Origin of the sequence: Reyranella sp. (assembly GCF_965229815.1) — a bacterium.
In the GTDB taxonomy this organism is placed as follows: Bacteria; Pseudomonadota; Alphaproteobacteria; order Reyranellales; family Reyranellaceae; genus Reyranella.
In genome coordinates, this window is record NZ_CBDDJN010000006.1 from 2,464,844 (window position 1) to 2,488,554 (window position 23,711).

26 protein-coding genes and 1 pseudogene are annotated in these 23,711 nt (G+C 69.7%); 14 read left to right on the forward strand and 13 right to left on the reverse strand.

What is annotated here, in order from left to right:
- Nucleotides 1–2: 2 nt before the first annotated feature.
- The 7 genes and pseudogenes from ACO073_RS23125 to ACO073_RS23155 form a co-directional block, all read right to left on the reverse strand.
- Complete coding sequence (locus ACO073_RS23125) at nucleotides 3–191, reverse strand: hypothetical protein (protein ID WP_422000666.1); 189 nt, start codon at nucleotides 189–191, stop codon at nucleotides 3–5.
- Nucleotides 192–1,103, reverse strand: coding sequence for a DNA adenine methylase (locus ACO073_RS23130; protein ID WP_422000668.1), 912 nt, complete (start codon nucleotides 1,101–1,103; stop codon nucleotides 192–194).
- Nucleotides 1,100–2,452, reverse strand: a complete 1,353-nt coding sequence (locus ACO073_RS23135) for a hypothetical protein (protein ID WP_422000669.1) — start codon at nucleotides 2,450–2,452, stop codon at nucleotides 1,100–1,102. The genes ACO073_RS23130 and ACO073_RS23135 overlap by 4 nt, the downstream gene beginning before the upstream one ends.
- 29 nt (nucleotides 2,453–2,481) lie before the next feature.
- Nucleotides 2,482–3,120, reverse strand: a complete 639-nt coding sequence (locus ACO073_RS23140) for a hypothetical protein (RefSeq protein ID WP_422000671.1) — start codon at nucleotides 3,118–3,120, stop codon at nucleotides 2,482–2,484.
- Nucleotides 3,121–3,266: 146 nt separating this feature from the next.
- Entirely contained in the window at nucleotides 3,267–4,403 is a 1,137-nt protein-coding gene (locus ACO073_RS23145; protein ID WP_422000673.1) for an MATE family efflux transporter, read from the reverse strand.
- A 334-nt stretch (nucleotides 4,404–4,737) separates the two neighbouring features.
- On the reverse strand, nucleotides 4,738–5,190 hold the full coding sequence (locus ACO073_RS23150) for an MlrC C-terminal domain-containing protein (protein WP_422002196.1): 453 nt from the start codon (nucleotides 5,188–5,190) through the stop codon (nucleotides 4,738–4,740).
- 214 nt (nucleotides 5,191–5,404) lie between these two features.
- A pseudogene (locus ACO073_RS23155) lies at nucleotides 5,405–6,382 on the reverse strand (M81 family metallopeptidase); the annotation flags it as partial.
- 138 nt (nucleotides 6,383–6,520) lie between these two features.
- On the opposite strand from ACO073_RS23155, the gene ACO073_RS23160 reads away from it, so the two are divergent.
- Nucleotides 6,521–8,896, forward strand: coding sequence for a xanthine dehydrogenase family protein molybdopterin-binding subunit (locus tag ACO073_RS23160; protein WP_422000674.1), 2,376 nt, complete (start codon nucleotides 6,521–6,523; stop codon nucleotides 8,894–8,896).
- Nucleotides 8,897–9,543: 647 nt separating this feature from the next.
- Nucleotides 9,544–9,774, forward strand: a complete 231-nt coding sequence (locus tag ACO073_RS23165) for a PqqD family protein (RefSeq protein WP_422000676.1) — start codon at nucleotides 9,544–9,546, stop codon at nucleotides 9,772–9,774.
- Here ACO073_RS23165 and ACO073_RS23170 read toward each other — a convergent pair.
- Nucleotides 9,764–10,651 (reverse strand): transglutaminase family protein, encoded by an 888-nt coding sequence (locus ACO073_RS23170; RefSeq protein ID WP_422002197.1) that lies wholly within the window; start codon nucleotides 10,649–10,651, stop codon nucleotides 9,764–9,766. The two genes, ACO073_RS23165 and ACO073_RS23170, sit on opposite strands and share 11 nt — an antisense overlap.
- A 319-nt stretch (nucleotides 10,652–10,970) precedes the next feature.
- On the opposite strand from ACO073_RS23170, the gene acpP reads away from it, so the two are divergent.
- The 4 genes from acpP (at nucleotide 10,971) to ACO073_RS23190 (ending at nucleotide 13,816) form a co-directional block, all read left to right on the forward strand.
- Nucleotides 10,971–11,225 (forward strand): acyl carrier protein, encoded by a 255-nt coding sequence (acpP, locus tag ACO073_RS23175; RefSeq protein ID WP_422000678.1) that lies wholly within the window; start codon nucleotides 10,971–10,973, stop codon nucleotides 11,223–11,225.
- 93 nt (nucleotides 11,226–11,318) lie between these two features.
- Complete coding sequence (locus ACO073_RS23180) at nucleotides 11,319–11,573, forward strand: hypothetical protein (protein ID WP_422000680.1); 255 nt, start codon at nucleotides 11,319–11,321, stop codon at nucleotides 11,571–11,573.
- Nucleotides 11,574–11,633: 60 nt separating this feature from the next.
- The gene (locus ACO073_RS23185; RefSeq protein WP_422000682.1) at nucleotides 11,634–13,448 is read left to right on the forward strand and encodes a cation:proton antiporter; all 1,815 of its coding nucleotides are present in this window, start codon (nucleotides 11,634–11,636) and stop codon (nucleotides 13,446–13,448) included.
- Nucleotides 13,449–13,651: 203 nt separating this feature from the next.
- The gene (locus ACO073_RS23190; RefSeq protein WP_422000683.1) at nucleotides 13,652–13,816 is read left to right on the forward strand and encodes a hypothetical protein; all 165 of its coding nucleotides are present in this window, start codon (nucleotides 13,652–13,654) and stop codon (nucleotides 13,814–13,816) included.
- Nucleotides 13,817–13,864: 48 nt separating this feature from the next.
- Here ACO073_RS23190 and ACO073_RS23195 read toward each other — a convergent pair whose 3' ends face one another.
- Nucleotides 13,865–14,308, reverse strand: a complete 444-nt coding sequence (locus ACO073_RS23195) for a hypothetical protein (protein WP_422000684.1) — start codon at nucleotides 14,306–14,308, stop codon at nucleotides 13,865–13,867.
- A 69-nt stretch (nucleotides 14,309–14,377) separates the two neighbouring features.
- Entirely contained in the window at nucleotides 14,378–14,740 is a 363-nt protein-coding gene (locus ACO073_RS23200; protein WP_422000685.1) for a hypothetical protein, read from the reverse strand.
- Between the two features lie 468 nt (nucleotides 14,741–15,208).
- Here ACO073_RS23200 and ACO073_RS23205 point away from each other — a divergent pair, with 468 nt between their 5' ends.
- The 3 genes from ACO073_RS23205 to ACO073_RS23215 are packed head-to-tail and all read left to right on the forward strand — an operon-like array spanning nucleotide 15,209 to nucleotide 17,126.
- Entirely contained in the window at nucleotides 15,209–16,597 is a 1,389-nt protein-coding gene (locus tag ACO073_RS23205) for a sensor histidine kinase (protein ID WP_422000686.1), read from the forward strand.
- Nucleotides 16,594–16,746 (forward strand): hypothetical protein, encoded by a 153-nt coding sequence (locus ACO073_RS23210; protein WP_422000687.1) that lies wholly within the window; start codon nucleotides 16,594–16,596, stop codon nucleotides 16,744–16,746. The genes ACO073_RS23205 and ACO073_RS23210 overlap by 4 nt, the downstream gene beginning before the upstream one ends.
- Entirely contained in the window at nucleotides 16,743–17,126 is a 384-nt protein-coding gene (locus ACO073_RS23215) for a response regulator (protein ID WP_422000689.1), read from the forward strand. The genes ACO073_RS23210 and ACO073_RS23215 overlap by 4 nt, the downstream gene beginning before the upstream one ends.
- A gap of 213 nt (nucleotides 17,127–17,339) precedes the next feature.
- On the opposite strand, the gene ACO073_RS23220 is transcribed toward ACO073_RS23215, so the two are convergent.
- Both ACO073_RS23220 and ACO073_RS23225 read right to left on the reverse strand, forming a co-directional pair.
- Nucleotides 17,340–17,636: a hypothetical protein gene (locus tag ACO073_RS23220; protein WP_422000691.1), complete on the reverse strand. Its 297-nt coding sequence runs from the start codon at nucleotides 17,634–17,636 to the stop codon at nucleotides 17,340–17,342.
- A 24-nt stretch (nucleotides 17,637–17,660) separates the two neighbouring features.
- Nucleotides 17,661–18,023 (reverse strand): hypothetical protein, encoded by a 363-nt coding sequence (locus ACO073_RS23225; RefSeq protein ID WP_422000693.1) that lies wholly within the window; start codon nucleotides 18,021–18,023, stop codon nucleotides 17,661–17,663.
- Between the two features lie 402 nt (nucleotides 18,024–18,425).
- On the opposite strand from ACO073_RS23225, the gene ACO073_RS23230 reads away from it, so the two are divergent.
- Nucleotides 18,426–19,034: an exopolysaccharide biosynthesis protein gene (locus ACO073_RS23230; protein ID WP_422000695.1), complete on the forward strand. Its 609-nt coding sequence runs from the start codon at nucleotides 18,426–18,428 to the stop codon at nucleotides 19,032–19,034.
- Nucleotides 19,035–19,078: 44 nt separating this feature from the next.
- Here ACO073_RS23230 and ACO073_RS23235 read toward each other — a convergent pair whose 3' ends face one another.
- Entirely contained in the window at nucleotides 19,079–19,948 is an 870-nt protein-coding gene (locus tag ACO073_RS23235; protein ID WP_422000696.1) for an MBL fold metallo-hydrolase, read from the reverse strand.
- Between the two features lie 269 nt (nucleotides 19,949–20,217).
- Between ACO073_RS23235 and ACO073_RS23240 the strand changes: the two genes are divergently transcribed.
- From ACO073_RS23240 to ACO073_RS23255, 4 genes are read left to right on the forward strand one after another with little or no spacing between them, the layout of a single operon-like run.
- Nucleotides 20,218–21,075, forward strand: coding sequence for an ImuA family protein (locus ACO073_RS23240; RefSeq protein WP_422000697.1), 858 nt, complete (start codon nucleotides 20,218–20,220; stop codon nucleotides 21,073–21,075).
- Nucleotides 20,981–22,660 carry a DNA polymerase Y family protein gene (locus ACO073_RS23245; protein WP_422000698.1) on the forward strand — a complete coding sequence of 560 codons (1,680 nt, stop codon included), beginning with the start codon at nucleotides 20,981–20,983 and terminating at the stop codon, nucleotides 22,658–22,660. Before ACO073_RS23240 ends, ACO073_RS23245 begins: the two co-directional genes overlap by 95 nt.
- Nucleotides 22,661–22,671: 11 nt before the next feature.
- Complete coding sequence (locus ACO073_RS23250; protein WP_422000700.1) at nucleotides 22,672–22,935, forward strand: FitA-like ribbon-helix-helix domain-containing protein; 264 nt, start codon at nucleotides 22,672–22,674, stop codon at nucleotides 22,933–22,935.
- Nucleotides 22,932–23,372, forward strand: a complete 441-nt coding sequence (locus ACO073_RS23255) for a type II toxin-antitoxin system VapC family toxin (protein WP_422000702.1) — start codon at nucleotides 22,932–22,934, stop codon at nucleotides 23,370–23,372. Before ACO073_RS23250 ends, ACO073_RS23255 begins: the two co-directional genes overlap by 4 nt.
- Nucleotides 23,373–23,711: the final 339 nt, after the last annotated feature.

The window sequence follows — 23,711 nt, forward strand, 5'->3', positions numbered from 1 at the left end:
GGTCACGACTCGCCAGCAGTTTTTGAAGCGTTACGCGGCTTGGCGGAAGCGGCGCGGCCTTTAGGGGCTGCCCGCTTCTTGCTTTTGGGTCGGCCGACTTTCATGTCGTCATGATGCTTCGGCGGCATCGCCAGCACTCGCTTCAAGATGCGGACGGTGGCGTCGTCCAGATCCGGCTTCTTGCTCGCCATTTATGCCGCCATCCTGAGCTTGCCGACTTGCTGCACGGGGCCGACCAAATTGGGGACAGAGAGCTTGTCCGAGAAGAACATGACCTCCTTGCCCTCGTAGCGCTCCCGCGCGGTGTATCTCACATTGTACGAGAGCCGCCGGAAGCCTGCATATAGCTTTCTGATTTCGGGAACGTTGTCGTAGGACACAATCCAGTGGCGGGCTTTCATCTTGGTGACGACTGACGCGACGGCCGCATGGTCTTCTGCCTTGTAGTAGTCGTAGTAGAGTTCGCGGCCCTGCTCGAAGTACGGCGGGTCGAGGTAGATGAGCGCCTTTTCTGGCCACTTCGGCAGTCCATGCTTCAAGAACGCGACAGCGTCGCTATGTGTGAGCTTGATACGGCTCTTCATCTTGGCAATGGACTCGATGCGGAAGATCAATTCGTCGGCGTTGTATCGCGCGTCGATCTTCCACGGTCCAGTCTGGTCGAGGCCGCCGATGACCCCGCCGTTCAAGATGCCGGAGCGATTGGTCCGGTTCAGGAAGAACGTGGCAAAGCCCACGGTCAGATAATCGTGGTCTTTCGGGTTGTTGAAAATCTTCTTCTGCCGCTTCCACGACGCGATCGACAGCCGGGTGTTCTTGACCCGCCTGCACAATTCATCGGTGTCGTTTAGCACGCTCTTCCAGAAAGAATAGACGTGGTGGCTTACGTCATTGATGCGCACCAGTGACACGTACTCTTGCAGGAGTAGTTCTAGCGCGATCCCGGCCCCGCCGGCGTAGGGCTCGATGTACTCGCCGTCGTCGAGCTTGTTGTCTCGGATGAGCTGCTTCACGTAAGCAGCCAGCTTGGCCTTGCCGCCGGGGTAGCGGAGCGGCGTGAAGTGAACCAACCTTCTAGGCTCACTCTCGGCCGAGGCCGTCATGGCCAGATTTTCTCAAAAAGCGGCTGAGCGTGTTCCCACGCCGCCCGTAGATCTTGCGGACTGGGCGTCGCGAAGCGGTCGTGAACGTAGCGGTGGAACAATCCGATATACATTGGGCTGGTTTTCACACTGACGCTGCGGATCACGCTCTCGAAGTGCGCGCGAGGGACACCCTCAGATACCAGCATAGCCACCACCTCGGCCAGCTTTTTGTCGAGTTCCTTGAACCTCTTTTTGCCGTCAGGCCGAGTCTCCTCAACGCTGCCGCCGTTGTTCTCCAAGAAGTGGTCCACTGACATTTCAAGGAAGACACGTAACAGTACCGCGATGGCATTCGGCGCGTCCTCCAGGCGAAGCCTTTGAAGCTCGCCATAGATGCCTCCGATGCGATTGTCCTTAACGTTCACCGGACAGCCCTTGGGCACAGCCGTCGTCCGCATCGACGGATCGGAAGACCGCTTGACCCGAGTCCGGGCGCGCGCCGCCTTGGCGAACTCGCTACCTTGGACACCTTCAATCGGACGCTCAGGCACCTTCTTGGAGAGATCGGGCTTGTCGCTTTTCGCGAAGCCCTTGACGTAGTCCACCATCTGCGTGGTGCTGTTGAACCGTCGCGAATTGCTGCCGCGCTTGTCGGCAAGGTCTCTCACGATCTTCTTCAACGGCTTGATGAACTCTGCCGGCGGTAGGTCGGAACGTACCTGCCCCTCCCTCACTTTCAGCCCGATTAGGTCGCGGACCTCCGGGCTTTCCATGAACCGTTGGAACGTGGACAGTGGGAACTCTTGCCGAAGTTGCTCGGCCTCCTCCTCGCTGAAGCCGCCGTGTTCAATCACAACGTCAAATGCCTGAATCGCGGGAGACCGCTTCCGGTAGCGCGCGGCGACAATCGGTTTCCATGACACGACACCGCGCCCTTGATCCTCGCCGTTGTGGCGTAGCTCAATCCAGTAGCGGGCGTCCTCGCGCGCGCCGACCTCATAGCAGTCAATCGACGCGACTTTGCTCCTGTCGAAGACCTTGGCGAGGCGTTCGAGAGTCTTCTGCATGCCGTTGGGCATCTCCAAACCCGTCATGACGGCGGGGTTGGTCAGCAGCTTGAGCGCCGCCACACGGCGGTTGCCTTCCAGCGCGATATAGCGCTTTGGGCTCTCGGTCACCTGCATGACGGCCAGCCGCTCAATCGGGCTCAGGCCCTTCTCGACAATGCTTTGGGCCAGCCTGACCAGCTTCGTCTTCTGGTCCCGAACAACCTTCTGCAGCGTCTGTTGTTGGCTCTCGGAGTGCGTAATGCGCGGGTTATCGTTGTCGAGCACTAGCTGCTCGACCTTCAGTTGAATTGGTCCCATGGCTGACCCCCTTGCCGGGAGGGTAGGGTCTAGCCATTTCCGTCGTCAAGTATATAGTTCCCTAAGAAAGCGATACCGCGCGCGCCCCCTGAACCCACCGCACCCGGCAGCGTGAGGTCCGCACCGGCAAGCGCCGCCGCCGACCCGACGCCCATGTGCTTCATCAGCAGCATGGCCTGCGTCATGGTCATGTCCAGCAGGCGGACCCGCTCGGCCGGCAGGTACAGGATGTTGCCGGCGAGCGGCGTCGGCGCCTGCGGCAGGAAGACGGTGTGCCAGCCATTGTCGAGCGGCTCGATCAGGTAGCCGATCTGCCAGGCCTCCTCGACGTTGACCAAGGCCGGCGTGACGCCGTCGCCCTGCTCGACCCGCGTCAGGCCGTCGGCCATGCTCTTCATCATCTGGTACTGCGGCAGCCCGCCCAGCAGCGAGTGCTCGACCCGGCGCGTCAGCCGCCGGCCGAACGCGGTCCTGGCGACGAGGCCGGCGACCAGCGCGACCGCCGCCAGGCCGACGGCGGACAGTACCTTCTCGCCGAAGGGCCCGATCGTCCGGTCGAGCGTGAGCAGGTTGGCGACGGGTTGCGTCACCGCGCCGGCCAGATGGATGGCGTGGCCCAGCAGCAGTCCGATCAGGATCAGCGGCAGCAGGAACAGCAGGCCGCCCACGATCGTCGCCCGGACCAGGCCGGGGGGGACGGTCCCGGCGCTCGCGGCGTGTCGGTCATCGCCTCTGCCTCCCTGTGCCGATGAGGTCGGCCGGCCGGGGCCGTGTCCCGCTGGACCTTCCTGCGCCAGGGCGCCGGCGACGGCCCCTACGCCACCTGCTCCCGGGCCGCGGCACGCCAGTTCGCCGGGTTCAGGATCGCGGCGGCGATGAGGCCCTGGACGGCATAGGCGCCGGCCATCATCAGGCCGATCGCGCCGATCGTGTCGGGGACCCCGAAGAGCCCGGTCGCGCAGGTCGCGACGATCGCGAAGCGTCCCACCGTGCCCCAGAAGGCCCAACGCATCTGGCCCTTCGCCTGCCCGACGAAGAGCAGCGCGGTGCCGCCGGCACCCAGCGCGTAGGCCAGTCCCACGATGCGCAGGTAGCGCCCGCCCTCCTGCAGCACGGCGGCATCGTCGCTGAAATGGACCAGCCAGAGGTCCGGCCGCACCGTCACCACGAGCCCGAGGACGGCGCCGATCGCGGTCGCGACCAGCGTGCCGACGACGGCCACCCGGTAGGCCCGCTCGGCGTTCCCCGCGCCGAGGTTGGCGCCGACCATGGCCAGGATGGCGATGCCGAGGCCGTAGAGCAGGGAGATGAACGTCAGGTCGAGGCGGGACGCGATGCCGTAGCCGGCGATCGCGGCGTCGCCGAGCCGGCCGACCGCGAACGTCACGGCCACGCTCGCCCCCACCGACAGCATCGTCCGGCTCGACGACAGGAACGCCACCCGGGCCGTCTCGCGGACCAGCGTCCACGACCACCAGTCGGGCACGAGCGCGATGCGGGTCTGCCGTCCCATCCACTGCATGTAGACGAGGAGCGCGATCGTCGACATCGCATAGGCGGCGACGAAGGCGATCGCGGCGCCGACGAGGCCGAGGCCCGGCGTCAGGATCGGATAGAGGGGAAAGCTTCCCAGGAAGCTCACGATGATGATCATCGAGGGCACGAACGTCTCGCCGCGGCCGCGCAGGGTGGCGGCCAGGAGGTTGGTCGTCCAGATCAGCACCCCGCCGCCGAAGACGATCCCGCCATAGGCGACGGCCTCGTCGAGGACGCGGTCCCGTCCGCCGAGGAAGCGATAGAGCGCGCGTCCGCCGAAATGCTCGATCGCCGCGAACAGCAGCCCGAAGGCGAGGCTGCAGGCGACGGCGTAGAGCACGAGCCGCTGCAGGTCCCGCGGCTCGTTGGCGCCCCCGGGCGCGCGCCGTCGCGGCGCTGATCGCCCCGCCGACATCGGCGGCCGACAGGAGCTGCATGAACAGCACGGCCGGCGCGACCAGGGTCAGGGCGGCCAGCGGCTCGATGCCGAGGCGGCCGACATAGTGGACCTGCGCCAGGTTGACGAAGAGCTGGGCCAGCGTCGACGTCAGGGGCGGCAGGGACAGCGCCAGCATCGTCCGCACGATCGGGCCGCCGAGAAGGCGCGCCCGGACCTCGGGCGACCCGGTGCGCGGCATTCCGAGGAGGCGCCTCAGGCTCATGCGGCCTCGCGATCGGCGATGTGTCGGGGCGCGGGGGCCGTGGCGGGCCGGGGTCGAAGGGGCATGCGCTGCGCTCCGGCTAGAAGATCAGCCCCGCGCGGCGGCGGCGTCCGCGTCGAGCGGCCAGATCGGACGCTCCGCCTTGGCGTACGGCATGCGGCGATAGTCGTTGCGCAAGGGTCCGCCCGATTCGACATAGACCACCTTCTTGGCGATCGGCCCGTAGGTCGCCAGGAAATGGCTGGTCGACTTCACCACCACGATCTTCTTCTGCCGGGGATCGATGCCGAGGTTGGTGAACAGCTCCAGGCCCGTCGCCTGCGTCCGGTTCGTCGTCAGCACGAAATCGACCCCGCCGACCCGCGCGGCGGCGCAGTCGCCCACCGGGATCGACGACGGCCCGAACGTCTGCCGGGCGTTGCGCTCCAGGCCGATGACCTCGACCTCGGCGTCGAGCGGCTGGCCGGAGCTGGGCGCGATCTTGCCGCCGACGCGCAGGTCGAGCCTGGCCCCGAGGCCGGCATCGAAGCAGATGCGCACGGCGATCGGGTCCCAGATCGGGCCGAGGCAGGCGTCCTCGACCCCTGCTGTCGATCAGGTGGCGCAGGATGTCGGTATTGTCCGACGGCGCGCCGGCGCCGGCATTGTCGGCCGGATCGGCGATCACCACGGGCCGGTCGTTGAAGGCGACGCCCTCGGCGACGCCGGCCGCCACGTCCAGCGCCGGCGGCTGGGTCCTGCCGCGCAGCGCGACCAGCTCCTCGCCGAGCCGGGTCGCCAGCGCATCGGCCTTGTTCTTGTCGCCGTCGGCGATGACCAGCACGCGCGTGCCGACCTCGGCCACGTCGCCGTAGGGAAAGCCGTGCGCGATCGACACCGACAGGATCCCGTCCCCGGCCCTCCATCGCCTTGATGCGGTCGACCAGGCCGGCGCATCGGCTGGATCGTGGTCGGGTAGCTCTGGATCTGGCGGCAGTCGTAGACCGACATCACCGGCCGGATCCGGCCGCCGCACGGTCGCCAGCACGAGGTCGAGCATGTCCTCGGCGCGCTCGACCACGTCGGTGTGCGGGAACTCCTTGTAGAGCACGATGATGTCGGCGAGCTTCATGCGCTTCAGGGTGAGATGGCAGTGCGGATCGAGCGTGACGCCGATCACGCAGTCGGGCCCGACGATCGCGCGCGCCCGCTCCAGGAAGTCGCCTTCGACGTCGTCGTAGCCGTAGGCCACCATGGCGCCGTGCAGCCCCAGCAGCAGCCCGTCGAGCGGCAGCGCCGCCGCGAGCTGGTCCAGGATCTCGTCGCGCATGGTCTCGTAGCCGGCACGGTTGGTCGTGCCGGCCGGGGCGGCGGCGAAGCAGCTCCCTTCGATCAGCTCGAAGCCGTCGCGGGCGGCGCGCGCCCGTCCGACGAACAGCGGCGCGCAGCACATGCGGGGCGCCGCGGCCGGATGCTCGCCCGGCCGCAGGAACACCGCCTCGCGGTAGTTCTCGAAGCTGGTCGGCAGCGGCGAGAAGGTGTTGGTCTCGGTGGCGAGCGTGGCGGCGAACAGGCGCATGACTCTGCTCTTTCCTCCGGCGACGATTGCCCTTTGTCGTGGAACGCAGCGGCGGGACTCTATCAGAGGTAGAAGGCCCCTGCGGGTGCCCGCAGGTATGCGCCGAGGGGCAGTGAAGGGCAGTTGAGCGGCGCCGCCGAACAGGTATCGCGTGTGGCAAGAAATGTCCGTCATCCCGAGCGGAGCCGCCCGATGGGCGGCGCAGTCGGCTTCGCTCGGGATGATTGCCGGAGGCAATCAAGTTGCCGCGCCCCGCCGGAGACCGGCATAGTCGCGCCCGGGTTCACACCGACGGAATCAGGAGACCAGGAGATGCCCGGCGAAGACCGACCCCGCTTCGTCGGACGCTCCATGCGGCGGCGCGAGGACCAGCGCCTGCTGACGGGGCGCGGGCAGTTCGTCGCCGATCTCGTCGTGCCGGGCATGCTGCACGCCGTCTTCGTCCGCAGCCAGGTCGCGCACGGCCGCCTGCGCAGCGTCGACGCGGCCGCGGCGGCGGCGATGCCGGGCGTCGTGCGCGTGCTGGCCGGCGCGGAGCTGCAGACGCTGGTGCCGCCGGTCGCCGGCGGCCAGCTCGCGCTGCCGGCCAAGTGGCGCAGCCACGTCCCGCACAGGATCCACGTGCCGCAGCAGCCGATGCTGGCCGCGGACAAGGTCCGCCATGTCGGCGAGGCGGTTGCCCTGGTCGTGGCCGAGACCCGCGATCAGGCGCTCGACGCCGCCGAGCGGGTCACGGTCGACATCGAGCCGCTCGACGCCGTCGTCGATGCCGAGGCCGCGCTGGCGCCGGGGGCGGCGATCCTGCACGAGGAATTCGCCACCAACCTGATCGGCGAGTTCACCGCCGAGAAGGGCGCGGTGGCCGCCGCGCTCGCCGCCGCGCCGCACCGGCTCCGCCGCCGCTTCCACACCCATCGCTATGCCGGCCTGCCCATCGAATGCCGTGGCGTGGTCGGCGCCTACGATCAACGCACCGATTCGGTCACCATCTGGTCGGCGACCCAGGTCGTGCATTCGGTGCGCCGCGCGGCGGCGACCGTGCTGCGGCTGCCCGAGGGGCGGGTGCGCTGCGTCGCCCTCGACGTCGGCGGCGGCTTCGGCACCAAGGGCCACGTCTACCCGGAAGACCTGCTGATCCCCTTCGTCGCCCGCCTGGTCGGCCGGCCGGTGCGCTGGATCGAGGAGCGGCAGGAGCATCTCCTCTGCTCCTGCCATTCGCGCGACCAGCTCCACGAGGTCGAGGTCGGCTTCGACGATACGGGCCGCGTCACGGCGTTCCGCGACACGTTCCTGGTCGATTGCGGGGCGTGGAACCCGATCGGAATCGCCATCGCCTACAACACCGCCGTCCACCTGCTCGGCCCCTACCGGATCGCCAACTTCGCCGCGACGGCGCGCATCGTGGCGACCAGCAAGGTGCCCAACGCCCCCTATCGCGGCGCCGGCCGGCCGGAGGCGGCCTTCGCGATGGAGCGGACCATGGACCTGATCGCCGGCGCGCTCGGGCTGGAGCCGACCGAGGTCCGGCGGCGCAACATGATCGGCCCGCAGGACCTGCCGCTGCCGATGGGCCTGCCCTATCGCGACGGCGAGCCGATCGTCTACGACAGCGGCGACTTCCCCGGCGGTCTCGACAAGGCGCTGCAGGCGATCGGCGGCGTGGCGGCGTTCCGCGCGCGCCAGGCCGCGGCACGGCGGCAGGGCCGCTTCCTCGGCCTCGGCGTCGCGAGCTATGTCGAGGGCACCGGCATCGGCCCGTTCGAGAGCGCGCTGGTGCGCCTCGAATCGAACGGCTCGTTCACCGTGAGCTCGGGCGCCAGCGCCCAGGGCCAGGGCATGGAGACGGTCTTCGCCCAGGTGGTGGCCGACCTCTGGTCGGTCGAGCCCGAGGACGTCACCGTCGCGCTGGGCGACACGGCGCTGGTCGCCATGGGGCTCGGCACCATCGCCAGCCGCAGCACGGTGAACGTGAGCGCCGCCCTCCATCACGCCAGCGAAAGGCTGCGCGCCCGGGTGTTCGCGGTCGCCGGCAACCTGCTGGAATGCGCGCCGGCCGACCTCGAGCTGCGGCGCGGCAAGGTGGGCGTCGTCGGCGCGCCGGGAATGGAGGTGACGCTGGCCGCGGTGGCCCAGGCGGCGCGTCCCGGCTGGGACCATCGCCGCCCGCCGGGCGTCGATGCCGGCCTCGAGGAGACGTACTACTGGGAGCCGCCGACCGTCACCTGGGCCAGCGCCACGCACCTCGCCCTGGTCGAGGTCGACCTCGCCTCGGGCGCGATCGCGATCGAGCGCTACGTCGTGGCGCACGATTGCGGCGTGGTCGTCAACCCGATGCTGGTCGAGGGCCAGGTCGTCGGCGGCATGGTGCAGGGGCTGGGCGGCACGCTGTTCGAGGAGTTCGTCTACGACCGCCAGGGCCAGCTCCTGACCGGCTCGCTGATGGACTATGCGCTGCCGCGCGCGGCCGACGCGCCGGCCGTCGAGCTGCTGCACCAGGAGATCCCCTCGCCGCTCAATCCGCTCGGCGTGAAGGGCGTCGGCGAAGGCGGCGCCATCGCCCCGCCCGCCGCCATCGCCAACGCCGTCTGCGACGCGCTCGCGGAATTCAAGGTCGAGATCAACGCCACCCCGATCAAGCCCGAGCACATCCTGCGCGCCCTCGATCGACTCGCCGGGAGAGGAGCCTGAGAAGCGCGCGCCCTCATCGCCGGGAGCGCGGCACTCCAGTGCCGCTCATGCGGTGTCTCGAACGAAGAAGAGCGCCACTGGAGTGGCGCGCCCCCAGCACAGATCATGTTCCTCTCCCCCGCGAGGGGGAGAGGCTAGGAGAGGGGGAGTGAAGCACGTGCGCACCCCCAGCAGTTTGTCTTCCTGAGCGTATCCGAAGGGAAAGGATCTCGTGCCGCTGCAAGCGGCGATGAGGTCCTTCGCTACGCTCAGGACGACAGAGAACACATCCTGCGCGCCCTCGATCGACTCACCCCCTCACCCAACCTCTCCCCCTCGCGGGGGAGAGGAGCCTGAGAAGAGCGCGCTTCGCTGGGAGCGCGGCACTCCCGTGCCGCTCATCGTCTTCCGGACCGCGAGCCTCCAGGCTCGCTCATGATCGTGAGCGAACCTGGAGGTCCGCGCTCCGACAGTTTCGTGACCTCTACGCTCATGCGGTGCCCTGAACGAAGAGGAACAACGCGCGCCGGATTGCCCGTGATGTCCAGTCCGATCGCTGCGCGCGCGCGATATATATAGTCGGCGGCTGACCTTATAAACCGCGTCCGCGTTCCCATGTGTTGGAAGCTCGATCGATCTCGCTCGAGCCCCCAACATCAGGAGACTCCATGTCCAACTCGCCCACGACGAACAACTCCGCGCGCGCAGACGACGGCGACCGCAACGGCATGCTCAACGACATCGGCACCAGGTGGGACAAGTTCTCGAGGCAGGAACTGTCCGATCTCAAGACCAACGACGAGCTGGTGACGCAGGTCGTTGCCAGGTACGGCGTCGACAAGATGGCGGCCCAGCGCGACGTCGACGCGCTGATGAACGGGCGCACCCTCAGGGCGTGACCTCGACGTCGACCGACATGCCAAGATAGGCATCCGTCATGCCCAGGAAGGTGCCTGTCATCGGCATCACCTGGCTCATGATGCGGCCGACGGCCAGCGGGATGAGATTGTATCCGCCGATCGCGCGATTGGTCGGATCGAAGGTGATCCAGCCGGCACCGGGCAGGAAGATCTCGGCCCAGGCATGGGTCGAGCCGGCCCCCATCGCCGATCCTCTCGGTCCCGATCCTTCCGGCAACGGCGCGCTGTCGGGATTGTAGAGATAGCCCGATATGATGCGCGCGCCGAAGCCCAGGCAGCGCGCCGCCTCGACGAACAGCACGGCGAAGTCGCGGCACGACCCCCATCCCCGCGCGATGGTCTGCAGGGGCGTCTGCGTCCCCTCGGCCTCCCGGCTCTGATAGCCGATCTGCGCCGCCACGCCGGAGACCATGTCCTCGAGCAGCGCCCGCGTATCGGTTTGCGCGCCGCGCACGAACCCGCGCGCCCAGTCGGCGAGCCGGCCCGATGCATCGAAGACCTGCGGCACCGCCAGCGCCCCGAGATCGGCCTGCTCCTCGATCGAGTAGAAGAACGGGAAGCGAGCGGCCGAAGGCGCGATGTCGATCGCTCGCCAGGGCGAGACGAAGAGCTCGACCACCGCCCCGCTTTCGATGACGAGCCCGTCGGACAGGCCGGCGAAGCCTGCCGTCGCCACGGTGTTGCCGAACACGTCGTTGGTCCACGAGACCGACGCGACCGGTGTCGTCTCCAGGGAGGACGACAGCAGGCGCACGTCGCGGTTCTCCCGCGGCCGCAGCATCAGACGATGCGGCCCCAGTCTGACGGGCTCGCGATAGCGATAGGTCGTGCGGTGGCGAATGTTGAGCCTGGTCAGCTGATGTCCCCCCGAGTCCGTTCGACTGGAGGCAGCCAGGTGGACACGTCTTACCAAGTGGCCCTTCCCGGGGCGCTTACAAGGACATGGGCCCATCATGCAACGATCCCCGCCAGGGGCGCGTTCTTCCCGAGCGAATGGGGCGCCAACGCCGATGCGGCGCGCCCGGTGGAGCAAATGCTCCGAATTGCCTAGACATCGGCCATGCGTGGGCGCACGGGTATCGGGCGGCAGCGGCCGGCCCGGGGCTCGAGGGGCTCACCGATCGGCGACGCGGCCCTGTTGCGGCGTCCATCGCCATCTTGAAGAGGAAAATGCGGTGACAACCAGACATCAGGCGGCGGACATCACCGACCGCGTCACCAGCGTGCTGGCGGCACGGTTGCATGTCGAGGGCGACCGCATCGCCGAGGCGGCCACCTTCGACGGCGACCTGGGCGCGACAAGTCTCGACATGGTCGAAGTCATCATGTCCCTGGAGGACGAGTTCAGGATCGAGATCAGCGACCGCGACAGCGAAGGCCTGAGCACGGTCGGCGACGTCGTGGCCCTGATCAGGGCCAAGCTGCACTGACCTTCACCCGCTGAGACCTGCACCCACTGATCTGCCGCCCCCTGTACCCCGACGGCCATCCGGCCGCCGGCTCTCCGCGCAATGGAGTTCGCCATGACACGCAGCGTGGAGACAACCGTGACCTTCCATCGCCCCTTCACGCTCGCGGCCCTCGATGGCGTGCAACCCGCCGGGACCTATCGGCTGGTGACGGAGCAGGAGGAGATTGCCGGCCTCTCCTTCGTCGCCTACCAGCGGGTCGGCGCGTGGCTCCATGTGCCGGCCCATCCGGCCCCCGGCGCCACGTCCCGGGTCGTTCCCGTCTCGGCGGACGAACTGGCGGCGGCCCTCGCCCCGGATCCCATCTGATGCGAAGGCGCGACCGCGCCAACCAGGCGGGTCGGGCGGGCGGGGTCGAGGGGCGCGGCGATGGCGGGTGAGACCGCGATCGGCGATTACACCGAGGTCGTCCTGTTCCTCGCCACGGCGGGCGTCGTGGTTCCTATCTTCCGCCGCTTCCGGCTGAGCCCGGTCCTGGCATTCCTCGGCGCGGGCGTGGTCCTCGGTCCCTTCGGACTGGGCGCCCTGCAGGGCGAGCTGCCATGGCTTCGCTACGTCACGATGAAGAGCTCCGCCTCGATGGAACAGCTCGCGGAATTCGGCGTCGTGTTCCTCCTGTTCGCGATCGGGCTCGAACTGTCCTGGGAGCGGCTGTGGACGATGCGGCGCTTCGTCTTCGGACTGGGCGGCTCGCAGGTCGTCGTTTGCGCCGCCGTCATCGCCGGCGCGGCGATGCTGCTCGGCCAGCCCCCGATGGCCGCCGTCCTGCTGGGGGCGGCGCTCGGCCTGTCGTCGACCGCCGTCGTGATGCCGCTTCTGGCCGAGCGGAACCGGCAGTTCTCGCGGGCGGGCCGGGCAACGTTCTCCGTGCTGCTCCTGCAGGACCTCGCCGTCGCGCCGATCCTGGTGACGATCGCCGTACTCGGCGGCGATCGCGGCGAGGGTTTCTCGCCGAAGCTGCTCCTGGCCTTCGCCGCGGCCGCGCTCGGCCTGCTGGTTCTCGTGGTACTGGGCCGCCTCGTGCTGCGGCCGATGATGCGTTCGGTCGTCTCGGCCGACAGCGAGGAGCTGTTCGTCGCGGCATCGCTGCTGATCGTGGTCGGAGCGGGGCTGGTCGCGGCCGTCAGCGGCCTCTCGATGGCGCTGGGCGCTTTCGTCGCCGGCCTCCTGCTCGCCGAGACCGAGTACCGCAAGGACATCGAAGCGACCGTGGCGCCCTTCAAGGGGCTGCTGCTCGGGCTGTTCTTCGTGTCGATCGGCATCGGCCTCGATCTGTCGTTGCTGGCCGCACGACCGGCATTGATCGCCGCCCTGCTGGTCGGCCTCATGCTTCTCAACGGTTTCATCGTCTTCGGCCTCGCGCGGCTGTTCGGCCTTCGCGCCGCCGCTGCGGTCGAGACCGCGCTTCTTCTCGCCGGGGCGGGCGAATTCGCCTTCGTCATCCTGCATTCCGCCGCCGGCGAAGGCTTGGTGGACCGCGCGGTGGTACAGACCGTTCTGGTCTCGGCGACCCTCTCGATGTTCTGCCTGCCCGGCCTTGCCACGATCGGAGCGGCACTCGGGCGCCCCGCGGGTGTCGCTGCCGGGCAGCCGATGACCGATCCGCTCCGCAGCGCCCGGTCGAAGGTCCTCATCGTCGGATACGGCCGTGTCGGAAAGGCGGTCGCCGACATGCTGACGCGGCAAGCCATTCCCTGGATCGCCCTCGAACGCGCCCCCCGGCTCGTCTCCGCCCGGCAAGGTCGCGGGCACGAGGTCATCCTGGGCGATGCCGCGGGGCCGGACGTGCTCGACAGGCTGGGCCTCGACGGCGCGCTGGCGATGGTCGTGACGCTGGCCTCGGCCGAGGCGGCCGAGGCGGCGGTCGTCACGGCGCGCGCGCTCGCTCCCGATCTCGGCATCGTCGCGCGGGCCCGCGGCGCCGAGGAGACCGGACGTCTCTACCGGCTGGGCGCCTCCGATGTCGTGCCGGAAGAGATCGAGGCGTCGCTCCGGCTGTCGGAAGCGTTGCTCCTGCGCATTGGAACGCCGCCCGATGCCGTCGCCGGAGCCATCGCCCAGCGGCGGGATGCATTTCGCGTTCAGGCGGACAGGGCTGCGGCGATCCGCAAGGTCCGCGCGCGTCGCCTCGTGGATGTCGTTCGGAGGATCGTGTCGACCGGGAGCCGACGCGGCGGTGAATAGGGAGCCGCTGCCCCCTTCCGCGCCGTGGCCGTCATCCCCATGTTGAGGCAAGTACCGTCCTGCGACGGCCAGGCGACGAAGGCTCCCGGTCCATCGGGCAGGGGCGGAGTTGCCAGTCGGTGCGCATGTGTCCGCCCGAACATTTTCGAGACCGCCTCCGGCCGGTGCCGAAGGCCGGCTCGTTACCGAGCAGGAAAGGTCGCATGACCCGGATTCCATCCGACGCTGCCGTCCGACGTCGCCGCCTCCGGCTGCGGGCGGACTTTCGACTGGTCAGGGACGCGATTGCCGCCGCCCTGGTGCTCGGAGGCATCGGTCTGATCCTGATGATCGGCCTGTCGGACTCGGATCTGATGGCATGGCTCTGAAGGCTGCGGCAAAGCCGGAGCGAGGGGCCTGCCGTGGCCGCTCATCGGTCATGGTCCGTCCGCGGCGGTGTCGATCCTCGCCAGGAGCTCGTTGAGCCGTCGCGCCATCCCGTCGTCCCACGCATGGTCCTGCCAGCCGTGACGTGCGCCGAGTTCCGGATGCCGCTCGCCCCCGCCCAGCAGGCCGGCGGCGATGTCGGAGTCTCCGTCTGCCCAATGCGCATGTCCGGCGCGGCCATCGGCATGAGCGCGCCGTCCGTCCTTCAGTCGACCGACGAAGCCGCCCGACCAGGCCTCGCCGGTCGCGCCGACCCACGCGCTTTCTATGGCGACCAGGTCGAGCACGCCGAAGCCGTGCCGGTCGGGATCGAGGCGGCACAGGACCTGCACGAAATGATCGAGGTCGTGCCCGTCCCACGGCGTGCCGCGCAGCGCCCGTCGCGCCGCCAGGATCCTGCCGGCGACGGCCTCGTTCCCATCGGGCTTGCTCACTCGGCCCCCTCTCGGCGCGCGGCGCCGGACAACGATCCGACAGGCTCGGACATGGCCTGTCGTGCCTGTTCAGGACTTGGGTGTCTTCGGCGCCAGCAGCAGGTCGGCACAGGCCCGGGCGATATCCGTCTCGCCGATCGTGTTGCCCGCCATCGTGGCGAACCCGCTCTTCTCGACGACACTGCCGCGTTGCCAGTCGCTGGCCTTGGCGAGTTCGGCGAGCTTGGCGGCGGCATTGTCCTGGGCGCGAAAACGTTCGGCGCAGAACGGAGCCAGGGCGAGGACCGTGGCGCTGTGCGAGGCGGCCTCGGCATTGCTGCGCGCGCTCTTCCCCGTCATCCATCCGCCCCAGGTGAAGCCGAGGATTGCGCACAGGGCGGCGCCGATCGCGGCGCCCCAGAGGAGTGGCGTGGTCTTCTTCGGAATGTTCATGATGTCGATCCGTTCCGGCCGCGGTTCGCGACCTTCGGCAACTGTGAGGGGCGCCGGGCCCGGCTTTGGCCTGCGCGCGAGAAAGCGGAAGCAGAATGAGCGGTGTGGTGAGCCGGTCCGTCGGACGGGTCCCGCGGGGGCGGGAGCACGAGCGTCTCTCAGCCATCGCAGGCCGGCCTTCGTGGGCGATGGTCGAGGGACACTACACGCCACCGCCGCGCCCGTCCATGCACGATGCCCGCGCGTGCCTTCTCCAGACTTGCCCGGTCGCCGGGATCGAGCCTAATCTTCGATCACGATTTTCACCGAGACAACGGACACTCCAGCGAACGTCCGACCTGGCCGCGGCCAGGCGTCGGCGCAGGCGCCTTGTGGCCCGGACTGCGCCAGCCTGGCAGGCCGAGGCCCTGGACGACCTCGAACCTTCGCCTCGGTCCGTTGTCGAGCTTGATGAAGGGCTGCCGGAAAGTGACCAAGGACTTCGAGGCGCCGCCGGCCCTCTCGCCGCTGGCGGTCACCCTGCTCCAGTCGTCGTTCGAATGCGTGAAGGTCGTCGACGGCGAGGGCCGCATCCAGCTGGTCAACCAGAACGGCCTCGCCGCCCTCGAGATCGATCAGCCGAACGCCGTGGTCGGGCAGCCGTGGTCGTCGCTTTGGCCGAGCGAAAGCCGGTCGAAGGTCGAGGAGTCGCTGCGAGAGGCCCGCACGGGGGGTGTCGGCCACTTCACGGCCCTCCGCCCGACCGCGGACGGCGCGCCGAAATGGTGGGACGTCTCGGTCAGTGCCGTTCGGATCGAGGATGGCCCGGCGCAGTTCGTCGTCGTTTCGCGCGACATCACCCGGCAGCAGCTCGGACAGATGGCCGAGAATCTGCACCATCAACGCCTCCGGACCGCCATCGCCGCCAGTGGCGACGTCCTCTGGGACATCGACCTCGTCGACGACAGGGTCTGGTGGAGCGAAGGCATGCAGACCATCTTCGGCTACGGACGGGACGAAATCGGCGACCGAACCCAATGGTGCCACGAGCACATCCATCCCGACGACCGGGCGCGCGTCGTCAAGGGAATGACCGACGCCGTCGCGAACGGGGACGTTTACTGGGAGGACGAGTTCCGTTATCGCGCCGCGGACGGCCGATATCTGGTCGTGCTCGATCGCGGATCGATCTTCCGCGACCCGTCGGGACGGGCCCTGAATTTCATCGGCGTCATGCAGGACATCACGGCGCGCGCCGCGGCATCCGAGCGACGCGACGGCCTGGCGAGGGAGTTGGCCCACCGGATCAACAATACGCTGGCGGTGGTCTCGGGCCTGTTCCAGCAGACCGCGGCGACGAGCGGCGACGTGGCCCAGCTCCGGGCGACCTTCGGCAAGCGACTGATGGCGATGGCCAGCGCCAATGCGGTGCTCGTGCGCAGCTCGAGCGGGGGAGCCAAGCTCGAAGCTCTCGCCCGGGTCCAGCTCGGCGCCTTCGCCGGCGAAGGTCGCCTCGAGATCGCTTCCAGCACGCCGGTGACGGTGACCTTCGAGACGGCCCAGCCGCTGGCCCTCGTGCTCAATGAACTGGCGACCAACGCCATCAAGTATGGAGCGCTGGCGCGGCCGTCGGGAAAGGTCGTCCTGGGATGGACCATCGAGCCCGCGGGCGACCTCGTCCTCTCCTGGCGGGAACGGGGCGGTCCCCCGGTTGGCGCGCCCTCGCGGGCCGGCCTCGGGAGTCGCCTCATCGATCACGCCATTCCCGGCGCCGTGGTCGAGCGGCGCTTCGATCCCGAAGGGTTCAACTGCCGGGTCCGCATCCCGGCCATCTCGCTGATCGCTTCCGCCGCCCCTCGCGGAACCGGCAAGGCATGACCGCGTTGACGTTGACCGGCGCCATTCGACTTGATCCCTCGCGCTCCTCGGGCGCATCTGAAGCGCCGACCCCGGAACAATCTGAAGAACAAGCGCTGCTCAACGGCGTGAGGATCGCCACCATGGACTCCCAAGGCCAGATCCAGTGAGTCGCGGGGCTTCCGGCAGCAAGCCCGTCGTCCTGATCGTCGAAGACGAGCCGTTGATCCGCTGGAGCGCCGAACTCGCCCTGGCCGAGGCGGGATTTTCCTTCCTCTCCGCCGCGAACGCCGAGGAAGCGATCGGCTGGCTGGAAAGGCGTGACGATATCGTCATCGTGTTTTCGGATGTCGCGATGCCGGGCGAACGCGACGGCGTCGTGCTCGCGGCGATGGTGCGTGCCAGCAGGCCGCACATCGGCATCGTGTTGACGTCGGGACATTTCGAGAAGTTGCCGGCCGACATCGGTCCGCCCGCACGCTTCCTGCCCAAGCCCTACAGCGATTCCGAACTGATCAGCGCGATCGCCGAGGTGCGCGAGACGGGCTGACCGAGGACGCGAGTCCCGGCCTCCGCAGCGCATGACGAGGTCGGCCGTTCCCGGTCGACCTCGTCATGCCCTGTCAGCGGAAGATGAGGTAAAGGACCAGGAGAACGACGAGACCGATCGGAAAGAGCACTGGCGGAACGAGCCAGTCCTTCAAGTTCTTGTCCATGGTGCATCCTTGCTTTGGCGCGCCGCCGATCGCGGTCGGCGTCGCGGTCAGGACTCGCTCTCGAGTCGATTGAAGTCGGCGAGGACGGTTTCCACCAGCGCGTGGTGGCGGGTGTCACCATCGCCCAGGGTGGCGGCGTAGAGGCCGATGAGATAGCGCGCCCTGTCCGCCGCTTCGCGCCAGCTTGCCGCCGGCGCGCCAAAGAGCTGTGCCTCGAGCTCGTCCCGCCGCTGTCGCAGGGCCTGTTCGTTGGCCTCGACGTCGGCACGAAGACGGCGCGTTCCGGTGGCCTTCTGGGAGGCCATGCCGCGATACTGGTCGAGCTCGACGGGTTTGTCGGTCATGGAAGGCCACGCGTGCGCGGAAGCTCAGGACTTGGGCGTTTTCGGCGCCAGCAGCAGGTCGGCGCAGGCGCGGGCGACATCCGACTCCCCGCCCTTGCTGCCCGCCATCGTGGCGAAGCCGCTCTTCTCGACGACGCTGCCGCGCTGCCAGTCGCTGGCCTTGGCGAGCTCGGCGATCTTGGCATCCGCATTGTCCTGGGCGCGGAAGCGCTCCGCGCAGAGCGGCGCCAGCGCCGTGGCCGTGGCATCGCGCTCGGCGGCCTCGATGTTGTTGCGCGCGGTCTTGCCCGTCACCCAGCCGCCCCAGGTGAAGCCGAGGATCGCGCACAGGGCGGCGCCGACGACGGCGCCCCAGATCATCGGCGTGGTCTGCTTGGGAATATTCATGGAGTCGATTCCTTCCGGCCGCAGTCGCGGCGCTCGGCGTTTGGGGGGAACGCAGAGCCGCCTTGGGCCTGCGATCGGGAGCAGCGAGAGCATGATGAGCGGAAGGGTGGGCCGGTCCGTCGGACGGGTTCCGCCTGAGGCGGGAGCGCGATCGTCTCCCGGCCATCGCAAGCCGGCCTTGGTGGGCGATGGTGTGATCACGTGTACACGATGCCGCCGTCAGCGTCCATGTGCGATGCCGCCGGGTCGGGTCCGCCTCCGGACGCGACCGGCCGTCGGGGACGGTCACGGCACGAAGGTCTTCCTCTCGTCCGCTCTCGTCTTGCCTCGCCAATGTCGCGATTCCAGACTGTGATGGCCCGGATCCATCTCTTCGGCCCTGATGGCCAGGGAGCCGCTCGCTTGGCCCGCCTGACCCCGCCTGTTCCAACCTCGGTCCACCTTGCCCGCATGCTCGACCGCGCGCCGGGCGAGCGCGTCGATGTCGGATGGTTGATGGCGGAGCTGGGCGAGCGTTCCTTCGGTCTCACGCTTCTGGGCATGGCGGTGATCGCCCTCGTGCCGGGCGCCTCGACCATCATGGGCGTCCTGATCGCCTGGCCATCGATCCAGCTCGTCCTGGGGCATCAGGCCGCCGCCTTGCCGCGGCTGGTCGCGCGGCGCCAGATCGTCGTCGCGCGTCTGGCGCGCACCATCGCTCTCGTGGTGCCCTGGCTGGCCTGGGCCGAGCGTCTCATCCGTCCCCGCTGGCCGGGCCTGTTCGGGACCCTGCGCCGGCTCGTCGGCGCGACGATGCTGCTGCTCGGACTGACGCTGGTGTCGCCGGTGCCGTTCACGCACATCGTTCCGGCGATCGTCGTCATCCTGCTGGCCCTCGCCTACCTCGAGGAGGACGGCGGCGCGCTCCTGGTCGGCCTGCTTGCCGCCCTCTGTTCCCTGGCGGCGACCGCCGCGACGGTGTGGGGCGCCATCGAGACGATCGACTGGCTCGATCCGGCGAAGGTCGGATAGGGGCAGGAGGGAGTTCGGCCGATCGCGTCCGGCGCCGCCAGGCGTCAGTCGCCGCCCTCGCCGCCCAGCACGACGACGGTGAGCTTCTCGGGGAGCTCCTCGCGCACGACCTCGAGGCTGCGGCGGTCGGGCCAGACGAAGTCGGCCTCGAGCGGCGCCATCAGGCCCTGGAAGCGTTCGACCTGGGTGCGGCCCCAGTAGTGCATGGGCAGCACCATCTTCGGCTGGATCTGCTTGATGACGTCGACCATCAGCGGCTGGCCCATCGTGAAGGAGCCGTCGATCGGCACCATCAGCACGTCGATGCGGCCGAGCTCGTCGAGATGCTCCTTGGTCAGGCGATGGTGCAGGTGGCCGAGATGGGCGATGCAGAGATCGGCGATGGCATAGATGAAGATCGAGTTGCCGTTGATGCGCGCCGACGAGCCGCCCCAGTCGCGGGCGTTGGTCGGCACGTTCCACACCTTCATGTCCTTGAGCTGGATGTCGTGCTTGGCCTCGGTCTCGCCGGGCTGGCTCGGCCAGCCGCGCAGCACGAAGGCGATGCCGTCCTCGGGCTCGTCGGTGAAGTGCGTCGAGTGCGCGTTGTTCATCGTCACGATGTCGGGCTTGCGGCCGAAGCCGTTGACGCCGTTGTAGTCGGTGATGGCGCGCACGCCCTGCGGCGTGTCGATCTGGTAGCTGGAATGGCCGAGGAAGGTGATGACGGCGCGGCTGCCCGACTCGCCCGCGGCGAGCGGCCGTCCGTCGAGCGAGGCCAGGTGCACGTTGGGCCGACCGTCGGGCCGGCCGCGCTCGACGAGATTCTGCGAGCAGCGCGCCAGCACCGGCCCGGCGACCAGGGAAAGCGCGGCCGCGAGCAGGGCGAGGAGCGGAAGACGGGCGGTCGGAAGAGCGGAAACGCGACGGCTCATCGGAGCCTCCTTTGCCGGGATCATGAGGCCGGCGTCTGGCGCTTCGCAAGCACCGTGCCGACGGCGGTTGATCTGACGGCACTGCCGTCAGCCTTCCATTAGTGGGACGGGCGATCCAGCCGCCATACCATTGGTTGTATGCACGATCGTCGCTCGCCTTCCCCCGGTGCGAAAAAACTCCCCGCGCCGGACTCTCGTTGACTCTCCGCAGCAACCGGAACATAACAGGAACATTCTATCCCCAACGCGTTTCAGCCTTCGAGGGGGCGATGCCCGTCATTTCCCCGAGCGCCTCTGCTCCTCCCATCGTCCGCCGCGCCGCCAACGACGCGGCCGCCCCGGTCGCGGCGCATCTGCGCGAGACGGTGCGCCGGCTCGAGCGGGCGCACAGCGCCGGACGCGCCGGCCGGCAGGCGGTGCCGCTCGGCGTGCCGGCGATCGACGCCCTGCTGCCCGAAGGTCTGCTGACCGGCGCGGTGCACGAGATCGAGGCGGGCCCCGCGCCGTCCGGCCGCGTCGCCGCCCATGACGGCGCCGCGCTGGGCTTCGCCGCCCATCTGCTGGGCCGCTTCGGCACGCTCCGGCCGGCCGGCACGATCCTGTGGTGCCGCCGCCCCGCCGGCGCCTTCGACGCGCCGCCCTATGCGCCGGCACTCGCCGCCTGGTTCGACCCGGCGCGGCTGCTGATGGTCACGGTGCGCCGCGACGAGGACCTGTTCTGGGCGATGGAGGAAGGGCTGCGCGCCGGCCTGGCCGCGGTGCTGGGCGAGACGCGCGCCACCGATCCGGTCGCCGGCCGCCGCCTGTCGCTCGCCGCCGAGAAGAGCGGCGTGCCGGCCCTGCTGCTGCGCCCCCTGCCCGCGCCGCCGCAAAGCGTGTGCACCACGCGCTGGCGCGTCGCGTCGGCGGCCTCGCAATCGACGCCGGGGCTCGCCGATGTCGGCGCCGCGCGCTGGCGCATCGAGCTCAGGCGCAACCGCTTCGGGGCGCCGTCCGCCGCGGAAACACCGTCCTGGCTGCTGGAGTGGAACGATGAAACGCATGGTCTCGCTGTGGTTCCCCAAGCTCTCCACGGATCGACTGGCGCGCATGCCGTCGACGCCGGCCGAGCGCGCCTGGTCGGATAGGTCCGCCGCCACCGTCGCCTGGCTCGACGGCTGCCCGCGCCTGCTCGCCGTCAACCCGCACGCCCGCAGCGCCGGCCTGCGGCCGCATCTGCGGCTGGCCGATGCGCGCGCCCTGGTGCCCGACCTCGTCACCCAGCCCGGCGAGCCGCAGGCCGACCGCCGCCTGCTCGAGGCGATCGCCTCGTGGTGCGACCGCTACACGCCGTGGGTGGCGATCGATCCGCTGGGCGGCGCGCTGGCCGAGGAAGGCACCGAAGCCTGCAGCGCCGGCGGCTTCGGCGGCGATGCCGGCCTGCTGCTCGACGTCACGGGCTGCAGCCACCTGTTCGGCGCCGGCGAGGCCGGCGAGCGCGCCCTGCTGGCCGACCTGGTGCAGCGCCTGGCGCGCCGCGACCTCACCTGCCGCGCCGCCATGGCCGACACCGCCGGCGCGGCCTGGGCGCTGGCCCGCCATGCCGAGCGGCAGGCCGACCTCTTCTGTCCCGCGCGCGGCCAGCGCGAGGCGCTGGCGGCGCTGCCGGTCGAAGGGCTGCGGCTCGACGCGCCGATCCTCGAGACCTTCCTGAAGCTCGGCCTGCGCCGCATCGGCGACCTCTATCCGCTGCCGCGCGCGCCGCTCGCCCGCCGCTTCGGCGACCAGCCGCTGCGCCGCCTCGACCAGGCGCTGGGCACGATCGCCGAGCTGGTCGAGCCGCGCCGGCCGCCGCCCGCCTTCCGCACGCGGCTGGCCTTCGTCGAGCCGATCGGCCGGCCCGAGGACATCGCCGCGGCGACCAGCCGCCTGCTGGCCGCGCTGTGCCGCCAGTTCGAGCAGGCAGGCGTCGGCGCGCGCCGGCTCGAGATCGCGCTCTACCGCGTCGACGGCTCGGTCGACCGCACCGCCATCGGCACCAGCCGGCCCAACCGCGACAATCCGCGGCTGATGAAGCTGTTCGAGGAGAAGCTGGGCGAGCTCGATCCCGGCTTCGGCGTCGAGCTGATGATCCTGGCGGCGCCCGAGGTCGAGGCCTTCGACGGCACGCAGGAGGCGCTGCCCGACGGCGAGGTGCTCGCCGCTGCTGCCGGCACCGCCGGCCCGGACGGCGCCATCGACCTCGCCGACCGGCTGGCGCTCAGGCTGGGCGCCGGCAACGTGGTGCGCCTGCTGCCGCGCGACAGCCACCTGCCGGAGCGCGTGCAGGTCGCCGGCCCGATCGGCAGTTCGATCGGCACCCCGGCCCGCGCCGGCGCCTGGCGGCGAGTCGCCGAGCTCAAGGGCGCGCGGCCGACGCGGCTGCTGCAGCGGCCCGAGCCGGTCGACGTCACCGCCTTCGTGCCCGACGATCCGCCCTCGGTCTTCCGCTGGCGCCAGCACGCCCATCGCATCGTGCGCGCCGAGGGACCCGAGCGCGTCGCCGACGAATGGTGGCGGCCGCGGCCCGACGGCAGCCGGCCGCCCGCCAACATCGTGCCGCCCTTCCGCGACTACTACCGGGTCGAGGACGACGATGGCGGCCGCTTCTGGCTGTTCCGCGACGGTCCCTATGCCGTGGCCGGCAACGGCCGGCCGACCGCGCGCTGGTTCCTCCACGGCTTCTGCGCCTGATGGGCACGGACATGAACCGCAGCATCCCCCTCACCGTCCGCGGCCTCGACGGCGCCATCATCGAGCGGCTGAAGGAGCGCGCCCGCGGCCGCCGGCGCTCGCTCGAGGCCGAGCTGCGCGCCATCCTGACCGACGCCGCGCGCCAGCCGCTGGTCCTCAACCCGCTGGCCGAGGCCGACCGCGTCGCCGCCCTGACGCCGCATCGCATCGAGCGCATCGAGCGTGTCGAGCGCAGCGGGCGCCGGCCGCTGCCGGCCGCGGGAGGCCCGCGATGATCGTCACGGTCGATCCCGGCGTCGTCCTGAAATGGTTCGTCGAGGAGCCGCTGCGCGCCGAGGCCCGCCGGCTGCTGGCGGGCGGCCACGAGCTGATCGCGCCCGACATCCTGGTCGCCGACGTCACCGACCTGGTGTGGCGCAAGGCGATGACCGGCGAGATCGCGCCGGCCCAGGTCGAGCCGATCGTGCGCAACGTCGGCCTGCCCTGCTTCATCTCGGCCTTCGTCGAATCCGCCCGCCTGCGCGAGCGCGCGCTGGCCCTGGCGCAGCGCTGCGGCGGGCCGGTGCGCGACTGCTTCTATGCCGCCTGCGCCGAGGCCGCCGCCGCGCCGCTGGTCAGCGAGGACGAGGACTTCCTCCAGGCGCTGCGCGCCGAAGGCGTCGCCGTCCGCGGCGTCCCCCTCGCCCGCATCCACGAGCTGACGGACGCCTGACCGTGATGCGCTCTCCCTCCGTCGTCCCGACCGGAGCGCGCAGCGCGCAGTGGAGGGACCTTCTCTCGACCGACGAGCAGCCTGTCGTGGAGGCAAGGTCCCTCCGCTCCGGTCGGGACGACGAAAATGTTTTCCTCCGTGTCGCCCCCTCTTCTCCGTCGTCCCGACCGAAGCGCGCAGCGCGCAGTGGAGGGACCTTCTCTCGACCCCCGGCAGCCTGTCGTGGAGACGAGGTCGGGACGACGGGAATGTTTTCCTCCGTGTCGCCCCCTCTCCGTCGTCCCGACCGGAGCGCGCAGCGCGCAGTGGAGGGACCTTCTCTCGACCGATGAGCAGCCT

Bases quoted from the DNA above. Each gene is read 5' to 3' on its own strand.
- ACO073_RS23125 (WP_422000666.1), bottom strand. From the start codon at position 191: ATGGCGAGCAAGAAGCCGGATCTGGACGACGCCACCGTCCGCATCTTG.
- ACO073_RS23130 (WP_422000668.1), bottom strand. From the start codon at position 1,103: ATGACGGCCTCGGCCGAGAGTGAGCCTAGAAGGTTGGTTCACTTCACG.
- ACO073_RS23135 (WP_422000669.1), bottom strand. From the start codon at position 2,452: ATGGGACCAATTCAACTGAAGGTCGAGCAGCTAGTGCTCGACAACGAT.
- ACO073_RS23145 (WP_422000673.1), bottom strand. From the start codon at position 4,403: ATGTCGGCGGGGCGATCAGCGCCGCGACGGCGCGCGCCCGGGGGCGCC.
- ACO073_RS23160 (WP_422000674.1), top strand. From the start codon at position 6,521: ATGCCCGGCGAAGACCGACCCCGCTTCGTCGGACGCTCCATGCGGCGG.
- ACO073_RS23165 (WP_422000676.1), top strand. From the start codon at position 9,544: ATGTCCAACTCGCCCACGACGAACAACTCCGCGCGCGCAGACGACGGC.
- ACO073_RS23180 (WP_422000680.1), top strand. From the start codon at position 11,319: ATGACACGCAGCGTGGAGACAACCGTGACCTTCCATCGCCCCTTCACG.
- ACO073_RS23185 (WP_422000682.1), top strand. From the start codon at position 11,634: ATGGCGGGTGAGACCGCGATCGGCGATTACACCGAGGTCGTCCTGTTC.
- ACO073_RS23190 (WP_422000683.1), top strand. From the start codon at position 13,652: ATGACCCGGATTCCATCCGACGCTGCCGTCCGACGTCGCCGCCTCCGG.
- ACO073_RS23200 (WP_422000685.1), bottom strand. From the start codon at position 14,740: ATGAACATTCCGAAGAAGACCACGCCACTCCTCTGGGGCGCCGCGATC.
- ACO073_RS23210 (WP_422000687.1), top strand. From the start codon at position 16,594: ATGACCGCGTTGACGTTGACCGGCGCCATTCGACTTGATCCCTCGCGC.
- ACO073_RS23220 (WP_422000691.1), bottom strand. From the start codon at position 17,636: ATGACCGACAAACCCGTCGAGCTCGACCAGTATCGCGGCATGGCCTCC.
- ACO073_RS23225 (WP_422000693.1), bottom strand. From the start codon at position 18,023: ATGAATATTCCCAAGCAGACCACGCCGATGATCTGGGGCGCCGTCGTC.
- ACO073_RS23235 (WP_422000696.1), bottom strand. From the start codon at position 19,948: ATGAGCCGTCGCGTTTCCGCTCTTCCGACCGCCCGTCTTCCGCTCCTC.
- ACO073_RS23240 (WP_422000697.1), top strand. From the start codon at position 20,218: ATGCCCGTCATTTCCCCGAGCGCCTCTGCTCCTCCCATCGTCCGCCGC.
- ACO073_RS23245 (WP_422000698.1), top strand. From the start codon at position 20,981: ATGAAACGCATGGTCTCGCTGTGGTTCCCCAAGCTCTCCACGGATCGA.
- ACO073_RS23250 (WP_422000700.1), top strand. From the start codon at position 22,672: ATGAACCGCAGCATCCCCCTCACCGTCCGCGGCCTCGACGGCGCCATC.
- ACO073_RS23255 (WP_422000702.1), top strand. From the start codon at position 22,932: ATGATCGTCACGGTCGATCCCGGCGTCGTCCTGAAATGGTTCGTCGAG.